The sequence below is a fragment of the Nocardia sichangensis genome (assembly GCF_047200615.1).
Lineage (GTDB): Bacteria > Actinomycetota > Actinomycetes > Mycobacteriales > Mycobacteriaceae > Nocardia > Nocardia sichangensis.
Genome location: NZ_JBJZOK010000009.1, coordinates 80,352 through 93,522 on the forward strand (window position 1 = coordinate 80,352; position 13,171 = coordinate 93,522).

Below are 13,171 nucleotides of genomic sequence, written 5' to 3' on the forward strand. Positions count from 1 at the left end.
GGGTCAGCCTCGACGGAACGCGCGCCAGAAAATGAAAGCCAGGACCGAGGCGGGAATCGCAGCGAGGACGGGCTTGTCGCGGAGCGTCTCCAACAGGGTGCGGCCCGGGTGCGCCACCGGGCCGGGAATTCCCGCCGCGCCGCGTTCGGCGGCGGTGGCGGCGTCCGCCTGGACTCGTTCGGCGCGCTCGGCCGCGCGTCGAACCGACTCCCCGACCGGCGTCTGCTCACGACTCCCGGCTCCGGCCGCGTGCCTCCCAGTGGATTCCGGCCCCGGTTCCGGCTTTTCCGCCGCACCAGGAGCGCTACCCGCCTGCGCAGCCGCATCGGCCGGAGTCACCGGCTCCGCCGCACCAGTCATGCGGCCCGCCTGCGCAGCCGCCGCCGAAGACACCGCCGCCGCATCGGCGGTACCGCCAGTCTGCGGGGCCGCACCGGTCGCAATCTCCGCCGAAGACACCGGCTCCGCCGCACCGGGCGCGTGGTCCGCCTGCGGGGCCGCGCCGGTACTCACGGACTCGCCCGCATCAGGCGTGCCGCCCGCCTGCGGGGCCGTGCCGGTCGGGACCTCCCCCGAAGACAGCGGCTCCTCCGCACCAGACGCGTTACCTGCCCGCGAGGCCGTACCGGTCGTGACGGACTCCCCCGCATCAGGCGTGCTGCCCGCCTGCGGGGCCGTGCCGGTCGGGACCTCCCCTGAAGACAGCGGCTCCTCCGCACCAGACGCGCTGCCTGCCCGCGAGGCCGTACCGGCAGTCACGGACTCCCCTGCATCAGGCGTGCTGCCCGCCTGCGGGGCCGTGCCGGTCGGAACCTCCCCCGAAGTCACCGTCGCCGCCGCGTCGGCGGCGCCGCCCGCCTGCACGGACGCGTCTTCCGAGACCTGCGCCGCACTCCCCGTGGCCGACACTCCCGCGCCGCCTTCGTCGGAGTCGCCGGGCGTGCCCGCCGCGCGCCGAGTGGCGCCCGGCTCCGGCTCCCGGCCCCCGTGCGCCGCACCCTCGGCCGGTTGCCCGGTTCCGGCCGACCGGCCACCGGAGACGTCGGCGGTGTCTTGCACGTCGTCGGGTCCCTTGTCCGTGGGCTTGCGCTTGTTCATGGCTGTCTCCTGTGCTCGGCGTCGCGGTGCGGGACGGGCGTCTCGGATGCCGTCGCGGCCCGGATACCCTGCGAAGGGGCGGACAAACGGGACGGCCGCCACGCCATCTCGAATTCCCGTCGCGGGTCGCCCGGGGCCATGGGCCCGCTCACCCCGGTCCGCACGAAGCCATTGCGCAGATACAGCCGCTCCGCGAAGGCATTGTGCTCGGCGAACTCCAAACGGACGACGTCGTGTCCGCCCGCGACCGCCCAGTCGAGCACCGCGCCGACCAGCCGGTCGGACACGCCGGTCCCCCGTGCCCGCGGCGCCACCCACATCGAGATCAGGTGCACGCCACCGCGTTCCGGGTCGAGCATGCCCGCGACGGTGCCCACTTCGGTCCCGCCCGACTCCGCCACGAACTGCACCCGGTCCGACAGGGCGCGCCGCCAGTCGCTTTCGGTGCGGGCCCGCGCCTCGGCCAGGGTGGTACCGAAGAACTGCGGCGCGTCGGTCAGCGCCGCGAGCCGGACGCGCCGGAACACCGCCCAGTCATCGGGCGCGAGCGATCTGATCCTGGGTATCGAGACGTCCATCCGCATGTCTCTACCGGGTCGAAGACCTCGTGCACAACGGATTTCGACCACGGCGAGGCGCTGTCACCGCGACATCGGCGACGGGCAACCCGATCCTCGCAACCTCGAACCGGCAAGGGTGTCCGGAGCAGTCGCGCGGGTCGCTTCGTCGGCGCGGCGGGACCGGTCGTCGTCGAGCACGGCGCTCACCCGAGCCTGCGCAGTCCGGCGAACTCCAGCCCGGCGAAGGTCGCCACCGCCGCCGCTCCGACGAGTAGGAATGCGAGGCCGAGCCCGGTCAACGCGAAGAATCCCGAACCGGCCAGCCCGATCATCCCCGCCGCGGAGAGCGCGTTGACCGTGACCACCGCCCCCGCGTAGCGCGCGGCGACCGCCGGGCGCCGGGCGATCGACAGCAACGCGAGCGCGCCGCCGAGCATGACGACGCCGAACGCGAGGCTCCAGCCCGTCGGTACCCCGAGCGGGTCGCGCAGCAGTCCGGCTCCGGCGAGCAACACCCCGCCGAAGATCCCGGTGCTCCAGCCGTCCACGCGCAATGCGGAGCACAGGAACGCGGCGCCGCCGTCGCGGCGAGCCAGGGTGGTGGGTCTCATGTCGTACTCCCGTGGTCGATCCGGCGGGGCCGATCGGCTCCCGGCACCAACCCTGCTGCCCGGAGATGGGCGTCTCAATAACCTCCGAGGTCATGGCCGCACCGCGCGCCGGGATGCTTAGCTGACCGGGTGACTTCGGTGCGGACACAGTCGAGAGCGGGCATCCTGCTGCGGGAATGGCGGCAACGGCGCAGGCTGAGCCAGCTCGACCTGGCGCTGGCCGCGGACACCTCGGCGCGGCACCTGTCCTACGTGGAGACCGGCCGAGCCGCGCCGAGCCGGGCGATGGTGCTGCGGCTGTGCGACACGCTGGAGGTGCCGCTGCGCGAACGCAATACCCTGCTCGTCGCGGCCGGTTTCGCGCCCGCCTACCGGGAGAGCAGCCTCGACGACGCCCATCTCGCGTCGGTCCGCTCCGCGCTGGACGCCATGCTGACCGCCCACGAACCGTATCCGGCGGTGGTCATCGATCGGCTGTGGAACGTGGTGGTGGGCAACGCGGCGATGAGCGTGCTGATGGACGGCGTCCCCGAGCACGTCCGCGCGCCCCGGCCCAACGTCTACCGGCTGGTGCTGCACCCGGACGGGCTCTCGGCCCGGTTGGCCAACCGCACCCAGGTGCGCGAGCTGTTCCTGGAGCGGCTGGCCAGGCAGGTCAGCGCGAGCGGTGACACGGAACTGACCGCACTCTACGACGAGGTCTCCGCCTACCCCGATCCGCCGGGGACGGACGCGCAGGCGCGGACCGGCATACCGTCCAGCCCGTTCGAGGTGCCGATCCGGATCAGCACCCCGGCGGGCGAACTGTCGATGTTCAGCACGATGGCGACCTTCGGCGCTCCGGCCGACGTGACGCTGTCGGAGCTGGCCATCGAATTGTTCTATCCCCTGGACGACTTCACCGCGGCCGCGCTGCGCGGGGCGGCGGCCGCGGCGAAGTCGTGAGCGGACCTCAGGCGTCCAGCATGGACTCGTCCCACTCGCGGTCCAGGTCCGGATCGGCGGCCGACAGCACCTCGTCCAACCGCAGCCCCAGCTCGCCGATGTTCGGCTCGGTCATCATGTTCAGGTGATCGCCCGGCACGTCGATCACCGTGAACCGGCGCGCCGCGTACTGCTTCCAGCCGTTGTCGGCGCTGTCGAACATGCTGCCGACGGTCTTGTGCGCCAGGTCGACGCCCGGCGGCAGGCCCTCGGTGGCGCGCAGCAGCGTGATGTCGCGCTGGTACGGCTCGAGCTTGTAGTCCAGCATGGCCGAGTAGTTGGCGAAGAACACCTCGTAGAGCCGCCGGATCGCCTGCGGCGAACTGTCGGCGGGCAGGATGCCCGACCGCACCGACTCCGCCAGCATCGCCGCGAACAGATCCTCGGAATTGTGCACGCCGGGCTCGAAATCGACCAGGGCGGAGCGGCTTCCCCGCGCGTACCACAGCAGCTCGAGGAAGAACCACCGGATGAGCTTCTCCTCCGGAATCGGGGTCCGGGTGCGTGCGCGCAGCGCCATGGTGTCCAGCAGCGTCACACTGGAGACCTCGTGCTCGGGCAGCTGGCGGGCCATCTCCAACGCGACGTAGCCGCCGAACGACCAACCCGCCAAGTGATACGGCCCCTTCGGATGCACCCGCCGCACCGCCTGCAGGTACGACTCCGTCATCGCGGGAATGGTCTTCTCCGGGGCGCTACCGGAATCCGCGCCTGCCGCCTGCAACCCGTAGATCGGTCGATCCGGATCCAGATAACGCGCGAGGGCCAGGTAGCACAGCACGTTGCCGCCGATCGGGTGCACCAGGAACAGCGGTGGCTTGCTGCCGCCGACGCTGATCGGCACCAGCGGGTCGAATGTGCGTTGCACGGCACCCGCCCGCACCAGGGTGGCGATCCCGGCGGCGGTGGGCGCGCCGATGAACGCGTCCAGCGGCACCTCGACGCCCCACCGGCGCGACAGCGCCATCACCACGCGCATCGCCCCGATCGAGGTGCCGCCCGCCGCGAAGAAGTCGTCGTCCACACCGATGGCGCGCAGTCCCGCGTACTCGGCGAGCAGTTCGACCGCCGACCGCTCGTACTCGTCGGCGGGCTCCCGCCGTGCCGACACGGTTTCCGTCGCGTCCTCGCCGTAGGCGCGCAGCGTCGCGTCGTCGCGCTTGCCGCTGGGCGTGCGGGGCAGCTCATCGAGCCAGGCGAACCGCGACGGCACCATGTGCGCGGGCAGCATCGAACGCAGGTCGTGCCGCAACGCCGCGAGGTCGGTCTGCTCGGGCGCGCCGACCAGGAACGCGATCAGCGAGCCGTCGATGCCGCCGAAACCGCGCGCCACCACGGCGGCCTCGGTGATGCCGGGGAACTTCTCGACCAAGCTCAGGATGCACAGTTCGACTTCGGCCGGCTCCACCCGGAACCCGCGGATCTTCACCTGGCTGTCGCTGCGTCCCAGGCAGACGATGTCGCCGGAGAACAGCCGGACGCCGAGATCGCCGGTGCGGTAGCGGATTCCGCCCGCGTGCGTGGCGACGAACCGCTGCGCGGTGAGCGCGGGCCTGCCCTCGTAGCCGCGGGCGATGCTGCGGCCGCCGAGATAGATCTCGCCGATCACGCCGTCCGGCACCGGCCGCAGGGCGCTGTCGAGTAGTTCGACGGTGTCGCCGTCGACGGCGCGCCCGATGGGCGGCAGCGCGGGGAACTCGTCGGCCGGACCCGTGAGCGTGAACTTGGTCGCGACGTGGGACTCGGTGGGACCGTACTGGTTCTCCAGCACCAGGCCGGGAACCACCTTGCACAGGGCGCGGATCTCGTCGGTGATGCGCAGCTGCTCGCCGGAGGAGATCAGCACCTTCAGTTCGGTCGGGAACATCCGGTGCGCCACGGCCGCTTCGGCGAACGCCTGCAAGGCCACGTACGGCAGGAAGAGCCGTTCGATGCCCTCTTCCACCACCGTGGCCAGCAGTTGCTCGACGTTCGATCGCAGATCCGCCGAACTCACCCGCAGGGTGGACCCGGCCGCGAGGGTGGTGAAGATCTCCTGGAACGAGACGTCGAAACTCAACGGCGCCAACTGCAGTGTGCTCAGCAGGCCGGTGCCGGTTGCCGCGCGATTCTGCCAGTCCACCAGGGAGGTCAGGCCGCGATGCGGCATGGCGACACCCTTGGGCTCACCGGTCGACCCGGAGGTGAACAGCACGTAGGCCACCGCGTCGGGCGAGACGTGGTCGGGCAGCGCCACTTCCGCGTCGGGCACGGAGTCGTCGAAGAGCGCGGCGGTGTCCAGCACCAAGGCGGCGTCGTCGACGATGTCGCGATAGGCGGTGTCGGCGATCACCCGGTGCGGGCGGGCTCGGTCGATCATCAGATTGAGCCTGGCTCGCGGGTAGCTGACATCCAGCGGAACACACGCGGCCCCGATCCTGGTCAGCGCGAGCACGAGCAGCACCAGCCGCGGGCGGCGCCCCATCAGGATGCCGACCCGGTCGCCCTGCGACACCCCGAGCCCGACCAGGCGCCGGGCCAGCCGGTCGGAGCGATCGATCAGCTCGTCGTAGGTGACCGATTCCTCGTCACCGGCCAGGGCGATGCGGGTGGGGTCGAGCGCGGCCGCCTCGGCCACCAGCGTGCCCACGTCGCGGGCGGTCGCGGGGCCGACGCCACGGTCGATCGCCGCGTCCGGGTCGGCGACGATTCCGGCCAGCATGCGCAACTGGGTGAGCGCCACGGTCTCGCACTGCTCGGCGGTCAGCGTGTGGTCGCCGTCCACCCGCAACCACATCCGGCCGTCGCGCGGGTCGGTGGCCGCGGTGACCAGCAGTTGGAAGTTGGTCTCCTCGCGAGCGTCGAAGTCGAGCAGGCGCACGCCGTCCAGCACGAGCATGGGCTGGAAGACGTGGTAGTTGACGAAGTTGAACGCCGTCTCGAAGACCGGCCCGCCGTCGGCGAGGATCGACCGCAGCGGGTAGCGGCGGAACGGGTAGGCCTCGCGTTCGCGTCGCGCGATCTGCTCTACCGCCGCGCGCCATGTGGTCGCGGTGCCGTCCAACCGGATCGGCAGCGTGTTGAGGAACAGGCCCGCCACTCGTTCGGCGCCCGCCCGGTCCGGGCGACCGTGGCTCACCACGCCGGTGGTGACGTCCGTGCGGCCGGTCAGCGCCCGCAACGCCAGGCAGTGCGCGGCCAGATACACCGATTTCTCCGGCACCTGGTGGCGCGTGGCGAACGCGGAGACCCGTTCGGCCAGCCTGCGCGGCACCAGCGCCCGCGCTTGCGGCACGCCCGCCACCACCGGCTGGTGCACCCCCAGCGCGGTGAGCGCGGTGGGTTCGGCGCCTTCCAGGGCGGTCAGCCAGTACGCGCGGGCCGCGCTGTCGCGCGCGGCGCTCTGCTCGGCCCGCGCGTACTCGGCGAGCACGGTGGCCGGATGCGGGGTGGCCTCGACCCGGTTGCGAGTCATGCCGATGTGGTGGAGGTAGTCCAGCAGCAGTTCCAGCACCGACGTGGCGACACTCCAGCCGTCCAGGATGGCGTGGTGGAAGCTCAGCACCAGGTCCACCGTGCCGACCGGCTGCTGCGAGCCGGGACGGACGAACACCCGGATCGCGAACAGCGGAGCGCGTGAGATGTCGTACTGGGCGTGGGCCCGCTCTTGGAGATAGATCTCGATCAGATCCTCGCCGTCCGCCTCGTCCATCTCGCCGAGATCGATGATCTCCAGTTCGTAGGGCGGCGCGACATGCACGATCTGCAACGGAACCGAATACCTGCTCAGCTCGAACGACGAGCGCAGCGCGGGTTGACGCCGCACCAGCCGGCCCACGGCATCCCTGAATTGCGAGGCGTCCCAGGGTACTTCGAGCCGATAGCGGAACACGTCCTTGTAGGTGACCGAGTCGGCGCGCTCGATGCTGTGATACAGCATGCCCAGTTGCAGTGCCGTTGCCGGGAACGCGTCCTCGGCCTGGTGCAGCGCGGCGCGGTCGATCAGCGGCACCGTCTCCAGGGGCGCGGCGACGCGGCCACGCTCGTCGTGGCGGTCGTCGCGCACGACGCCGGCCAGCTCCGCGATGGTGGGCGCCTGGTAGAAGGCGTCCACGTCGAAGTAGAGCCCGGCGCGTTCGGCTGCGGTGCGCACGGCCAGCGCGAGGATGGAATCGCCGCCGTGGGTGAAGAAGTTGTCGTGCACGCCGACCGACTCGACGCCCAGCACGGTGCGCCAGACCTGCGCGAGCCTGGTCTCGACATCGGTGCGCGGCTCCGCGCCCGCGACCGGCTCGCCGCCGTGGCCGAGGACGAGCTGCTCGGCCAGGGCGCGCCGGTCCAGTTTCCCGTTGCGAGTCAGCGGAATCCGATCCACCCGGATCAGTCGCGACGGCACCATGTAGCGGGGCAGCCGGGCCGCCAGCTGCGCGGCGATCTCCTCACCGGAGACGTCGGCGCCGACGAAATAGCCGACCAGTTGCACGCCGTGCGCTTCCGAGACCTCGTCCACCACGGCTGCCGCACGGACCCCGGCGCAGCCGAGCATCGCGTTCTGCACCTCGCCGAGGGTGATCCGGTTGCCGCGGATCTTCACCTGATCGTCGAAGCGACCCAGGTATTCGAGATTGCCGTCCGGCAGCCAGCGCGCCAGGTCACCGGTCCGGTACCGGCGACGCCCCGGCACCGCGCGATCGTCGACGAACGCCGCCGCGGTCAGCTCGGGCCTGCCGCGATAGCCGCGGGCCACGCCCACCCCCGCGATGTTCAGCTCCCCCGGCACGCCGACCGGCACCCGGCGGCCGATGTGATCGAGCACGAGCAAGTCGATGTTGTCGATCGGGCGGCCGATCGGCACCACGTCGAGCGGATCGTCGGCGGGGCAGTCGAAATAGGAGACGTCGACGGTGGCCTCAGTCGGTCCGTAGAGATTCACCAGCTGCGGCGCCGACGCCCCGGCCGCGGCGAAGACCGCGTGGAACCGGCGCACGAGCGCCGGGGGTAGCGCCTCGCCGCTGCAGAAGACCCGTCGCACGCTGCCGATGCGGGCGACCGTGGCGGGGTCGGCCGCGAGTTCGTCGACGAACGCGGCCAGCATAGAGGGCACGAAGTGCAGCACCGTCACGCCGTGTGCGGCGATCGCGTCGGCGATGCGGCGCGGATCGCGCTCGCCGCCAGGTTCCAGCAGCGCCACTTTGGCGCCGGTGATCGCCCACCAGAACAGCTCCCACACCGAGACGTCGAAGGTCACCGGCGTCTTCTGCAGGATCACGTCCGAGTCGTGTAGGGGGTAGCGTCGCTGCATCCAGGTCAGGCGGTTCACCACCGACCGGTGCTCGATCATCACGCCCTTGGGCACGCCCGTGGAACCGGAGGTGTAGATGAGATAGCTGAGATCCGCTGGATGCGAGACGTTTTCGATACCACGCGCCGGGACGGTGTCGGCCACCGTGATCCTCGTGACGCCCAGCCTGTCGAAAACCGCTCCATGCTCCGGCCCCGCCACGACGAATCGTGCACCGCAGTCGGCGAGCACGGTCTCGATACGAGCGGCCGGGAAGTCGGGGTCGAGCGGCACATAGGCGCAACCGGCCCGCAGCGCACCGAAGATCGCGACGAGCATCTCCGTCGAGCGGGGCAGTACCACCGGGACGCATTCGTTGCCGGTCGCGCCCAATGCGTGCAGCCTCGCGGCGAAACCGTCGGCCAGCGCGGACAATTCGGCGTAGCGCAGCGGCTGCTCCCCGGACCCGGCGACCGGTTCGATCGCGATCCGGTCCGGATGGCGCGTGGCCGCGTCGGCGACCAGCCGGTCGATCGTCGTGTACGGGAATTCCTCGCGCGGTCCGGATTCGAACGCGGCGACGGCCGCCTGCTCCCGCCGCGACATCAGCGGCAAGTCCGAGATCGGCGCCTCAGGCCGGTCCAGCGCCGCCACCACCAGCGCACCGACGCCGCGCACGACCGACTCGAACGGGAAATTCTCGTCGAAGACGTCCTTGTCGTAGTACAGCTGGAGGTTCAGCGAGCCGTCGCGCGCGTGCTCGACGCCGAGAATGTTCAGCGCCTCGAGCACCGTGCCCGGGTTGACGATGTCGAGGGTGCCGAGAATCTTGTCGAGGTGATCCGACGGCGGCATCTTGATGTAGGAGTACGCCACGTCGAACAGCGGCGGCGCCGTGGGATCGCTGCTGAGGGCACGTGCCAGGTCACCGTAGGGAAAACGCTCGTAGCGCTTGAGTTCCCGGATCTGCGCGGCCACTTCCGAGGCGACCGCCGACAGCGGCTCGGCGGGGTCGACCCGGATGCGCAGGGGCACCACATTCGTCCGGTGCCCGGCGGTGCGGAAGGTCTCCGCGCTGTGCCGGTTGAGCATCGGGACGCCGATCACCACCTCTTCGGAGCGGTGAATGGTGGTCAGGTAGGCGGCCAGCGCCGAAACCGTGAACGCGAAGACGGAGAAGCCGGTGGCGCGAATGCGGTCGAGAAACGCGGGTTCCACCACCACGCGCCGCCGCCCCCGGTCGACGTTGGGGGTGCTCGCACGTCCGGAGAACAGCGCGGGGACCACTCCCTCGAAGCGACGCACCAGCGCGTCGCGGTCCGCCACCCACTGCGGGGAGGACAGATACTCCTCGTGCTCGGCGGCGATCTCGCGATAGGTCGCCGCGCCGCGGTCGGTCTGCTCGGTGAACGGATCCGGCTCGGCGAGCTGCTCGAGCGAGAGGTCGGTGCGGCTGTAGTTGTCGACCAGGGCGCTCCAGAGCGCGTTCACGCCCCAGCCGTCGATCATCGCGTGGTGCATCGCCACGTAGAGATGGAAGTGGTCGGGCCCGTCGACCAGCGCGGCGATCCGGAACGGCTGCCGGGGCGGGGACGGCGTCACATTGGCCCGGTTCACCCAGTCGCGGCGCGCCGCGGCCGGGTCCGACGCCCAACTGAGATCGACCAGCTCGACCTCGGGTAGCTCGTCGGAGACCCACTGCCAGAAGCGGCCTTCGGAGAACTCGAACCGCAGGCGCAGCGCCTCGTCGGCGAGCAGCGCCCTGCGCACCACGGCCCGCAACCGGTCCATGTCGAACGGTTCGTCCATGAACGCGCAGTAGGCGTTTCGGGTGACCGGCGCCGGGGCATACCGGTAGGCGACCGACAAGACATCGCGTTGGTACGCGCTGACCGGCCAGGCTTCGGGGGGTCTCTCGGAAGTAGCACTCGGTTCGAATGTCACAGTCACTCCTATCGCGACAGTCGCGGCACCGGCCGTGCGCGGATCTACTCGAGCCCACCCTGATCGCTGACACGCAAAGCTGCTACCACACTTATCCAGTTATCGATATCGCGAATCACGGCATCGGCACTGCCGATGCCGCGACTCTGCTGTTGTTATCGCGGTGTATGCGGGCCGGTCAGCAAGCTGACAGCAGCGCGCGCACGCTTTCGTCGGCCAGACGGTCGGCGCGGTCACGTGATACCGCGGGCTCGACGTAGCCGATGTTGAGGGACAGCTCGTTGTGCGTCGCATTGGCGGTGGCCATGATGAAGCCGCTGACGGACATGCCGGAGACGAACTGCGCGCCCTCCAGCTGCCAGGAGCCGATCTTGGCCGGGAACGGGTAGTCGCCGAGGTAGGTCATACAGAGATGTCCCGGGCCGCGAGTGTCCATGAGTTTCACCGTGGACGCGCTGGCGGCCACCGACTTCGGCGCGGCCACCTTCAGCAGGTTCAACGCGGACAAGTGATCGCGCCGGTCCATCCGCGCACCGTACTCGCGCTCGATCTCGGCGGCGATCTCCCACAGCGAAGCCCACGGCGCGTACTTCGCCGGGGTGGCGATCATGCCCTGATAGGTGCCGACCTCGGTGTCGCCCGCGGCGCCGTCGAGATGGTCACGGAAGTTGACCGAGCTGCCGACGGTGTACCAGGCGGCCTTGTCGGTGCCCGCCTCCCTGGCCGCCGCGGTCAGCAGCGCGGCGGAGAGCGCGGCCTGCAGGCCGACGCCGTGGCGGGCGCAGCCCGCGGTGAGCGCCTCCAACTGGTCGCCGTCGAGGCTGCGGTGCACCACCCGGCTGCGCCGCTGTGCGGGCGGGGCGAGCCTGGTCGGCTCCAGCCTGCGCGGCTTGCGCAGCTGCGACTTCTGGTCGCGCAGGAACGATCCCGCGGTGCGCAGCGCACCGCCCGCACCTTGGAAGCGCGGGGGGAACAGTTCTTCCGGGCCCGGCCGGACCGGCGCGGGCGAGAAGTCCCCCCCTTCCCCGGCGGCCACTTGGAGCACCTGCTTGGCCACCGACAACGCGCTCTCGCCGTCGGCGATGGCGTAGTGCAGCGTGACGATCAGCTCGTTGGTGCCGTCGGTCTCCTTGATCAGCACCGCCCTGGCCAGCGGGCCGGTGCGCCAGTCGAACGGCTCGCGCAGCTCCACCTCGTCGGCCTCGGTCAGCCAGTTCGTGCTGTCCTCGGATTCGATCACGCGCAGCGGGATGGGCGCTTGCACCGGAACGAAACGCGGTGCGGTGCCGTCCGGTTCGGCGGCGACGGCGACCCGCAAGAGCGGATGTCGGCGCTGTACTTCGTCCAAGCCCGCGCGAATCCGGTCGGCTTCGACGTGGCCACGAATTCGCACCCGCGACAGAATGTGCAGCGGTGCCAGCTGATCGGCGATCCAGTGCCAGCGCTCGACCGGCGAGAGCGGACGCGGCAGCCGCGCCGTCGGCCCGTCCGGCGGCGGGAACGACATCGGTTTGCCGAGTTCACGCAGGAAGAATTCGGTGGGCGCGTGGCGGAAGTAGGTGTCGCGCACTCGCACCAGGCGCGGGTCGGTGGTCTGCTCGATCTTCGCCAGCGAAGCCGATCCGTTCACGAACATGGCGGTGCGGTCGGCGCGCAACTTCTCGTAACGACGCAGGCCCGCGACCGGATCCAGTGAGTTGCGCAGCACACTGGCCAGCACCACCGCGTCCTCGATCGCGGCGTTGGCGCCCTGGCCGAGGCTGGGCAGCATCGGGTGCGCCGCGTCGCCGAGCAGCGTCACGCGGCCGCGGCCCCACTGCGCCAGCGGCGGGCGGTCCTGAGCGGGCACGGCCAGGATCGCCGCTTCGTCGGTCTGCTCGATGCAGGCGCGCACCTCCGGCGCCCAGTCGGCGTACAAGCGCAGTAGGTCTTCCTTGTCGCCCTGCCAGTTGGCGGCCTCGTCGGCGGGGAGCGTCTTGGTGCCCCACCAGTACACCCGGCCGTGACCGATGTCGTGGATGCCGAAACGCATTCCGGTGCCCCAGAAGTGCGCCGACAATCCGCGCGCGACATTGGGGTGCTCGAACGGGATGCAGGCCAGCCAGCAGACGAAATCGCCGGGCCGCGGCTCGGCGCGACCGTGCAACTGGGCGCGCACCACCGAGTGGATACCGTCGGCGCCCACGAGCAGATCCCCCTCGGCGACCCGGCCGTCGGCGAACTCGACGCGCACGTGCTCGCCGTCGTCGACGAAGCGGGTGGCCTGCGCGCCGACGAAAGTCGGCGTGTCACCGATCGCGTTCAGCAGCACGTCGTGCAGGTCGGTGCGGTGCAGCGCCACGGCGGGTGCGCCGAGCTGGGCGTCGAGCCGATGCACCGGGAGCACCCGGATCGGGCTGCCGTCGGGGTTGCAGAAACGGAAGGTCTCGACCCGGCCGCCGCGTTCGAGCAGCTGCTCGTCGATGCCGAGACCCAGCGTGCGCAGTGCGTTGATTCCGTTGGCCTGCACGGAAAGTCCGAAGCCCTGGGCCCGCAGTTCCGGGCCCGCTTCGTATAGTTCGACGCCGAATCCCGCATGCCGCAGGGCGGCCGCGGTGGTGAGTCCTCCGATCCCTGCCCCGAGAACGACAACCTTGATCGGACTGCTCATCGAACCTGCACTCTCATCGAACCACTCGACGGCACAGGTGGTTCCCGCCGCGACGCGGCCCGCG

6 protein-coding genes are annotated in these 13,171 nt (G+C 70.8%); 1 reads left to right on the forward strand and 5 read right to left on the reverse strand.

Annotation, left to right across the window (positions count from 1 at the left end; translation table 11 throughout):
- Positions 1 to 3: 3 nt before the first annotated feature.
- From ACL03I_RS14835 to ACL03I_RS14845, 3 genes are all read right to left on the reverse strand, one after another.
- The gene (locus ACL03I_RS14835; protein WP_412806219.1) at positions 4 to 1,098 is read right to left on the reverse strand and encodes a hypothetical protein; all 1,095 of its coding nucleotides are present in this window, start codon (positions 1,096 to 1,098) and stop codon (positions 4 to 6) included.
- Entirely contained in the window at positions 1,095 to 1,676 is a 582-nt protein-coding gene (locus tag ACL03I_RS14840; protein ID WP_355072790.1) for a GNAT family N-acetyltransferase, read from the reverse strand. Before ACL03I_RS14840 ends, ACL03I_RS14835 begins: the two co-directional genes overlap by 4 nt.
- Positions 1,677 to 1,861: 185 nt before the next feature.
- Positions 1,862 to 2,269: a hypothetical protein gene (locus tag ACL03I_RS14845; protein ID WP_356965071.1), complete on the reverse strand. Its 408-nt coding sequence runs from the start codon at positions 2,267 to 2,269 to the stop codon at positions 1,862 to 1,864.
- A 129-nt stretch (positions 2,270 to 2,398) separates the two neighbouring features.
- Here ACL03I_RS14845 and ACL03I_RS14850 point away from each other — a divergent pair, with 129 nt between their 5' ends.
- A complete protein-coding gene (locus ACL03I_RS14850; RefSeq protein ID WP_397281540.1) occupies positions 2,399 to 3,214 on the forward strand; it encodes a helix-turn-helix domain-containing protein in 816 nt (271 codons plus the stop codon).
- 7 nt (positions 3,215 to 3,221) lie between these two features.
- Here the strand turns inward: ACL03I_RS14850 and ACL03I_RS14855 are convergent, their stop codons facing one another.
- Positions 3,222 to 10,322, reverse strand: coding sequence for an amino acid adenylation domain-containing protein (locus ACL03I_RS14855; protein ID WP_412806220.1), 7,101 nt, complete (start codon positions 10,320 to 10,322; stop codon positions 3,222 to 3,224).
- Positions 10,323 to 10,635: 313 nt separating this feature from the next.
- Positions 10,636 to 13,107, reverse strand: coding sequence for an FAD-dependent monooxygenase (locus ACL03I_RS14860; protein ID WP_364427734.1), 2,472 nt, complete (start codon positions 13,105 to 13,107; stop codon positions 10,636 to 10,638).
- Between the last annotated feature and the right edge of the window lie 64 nt (positions 13,108 to 13,171).

Excerpts from the sequence above, each read along its gene's own strand:
- ACL03I_RS14860 (WP_364427734.1), bottom strand. The coding sequence starts at position 13,107 with ATGAGCAGTCCGATCAAGGTTGTCGTTCTCGGGGCAGGGATCGGAGGA.
- ACL03I_RS14845 (WP_356965071.1), bottom strand. The coding sequence starts at position 2,269 with ATGAGACCCACCACCCTGGCTCGCCGCGACGGCGGCGCCGCGTTCCTG.
- ACL03I_RS14835 (WP_412806219.1), bottom strand. The coding sequence starts at position 1,098 with ATGAACAAGCGCAAGCCCACGGACAAGGGACCCGACGACGTGCAAGAC.
- ACL03I_RS14855 (WP_412806220.1), bottom strand. The coding sequence starts at position 10,322 with ATGGACGAACCGTTCGACATGGACCGGTTGCGGGCCGTGGTGCGCAGG.
- ACL03I_RS14840 (WP_355072790.1), bottom strand. The coding sequence starts at position 1,676 with ATGGACGTCTCGATACCCAGGATCAGATCGCTCGCGCCCGATGACTGG.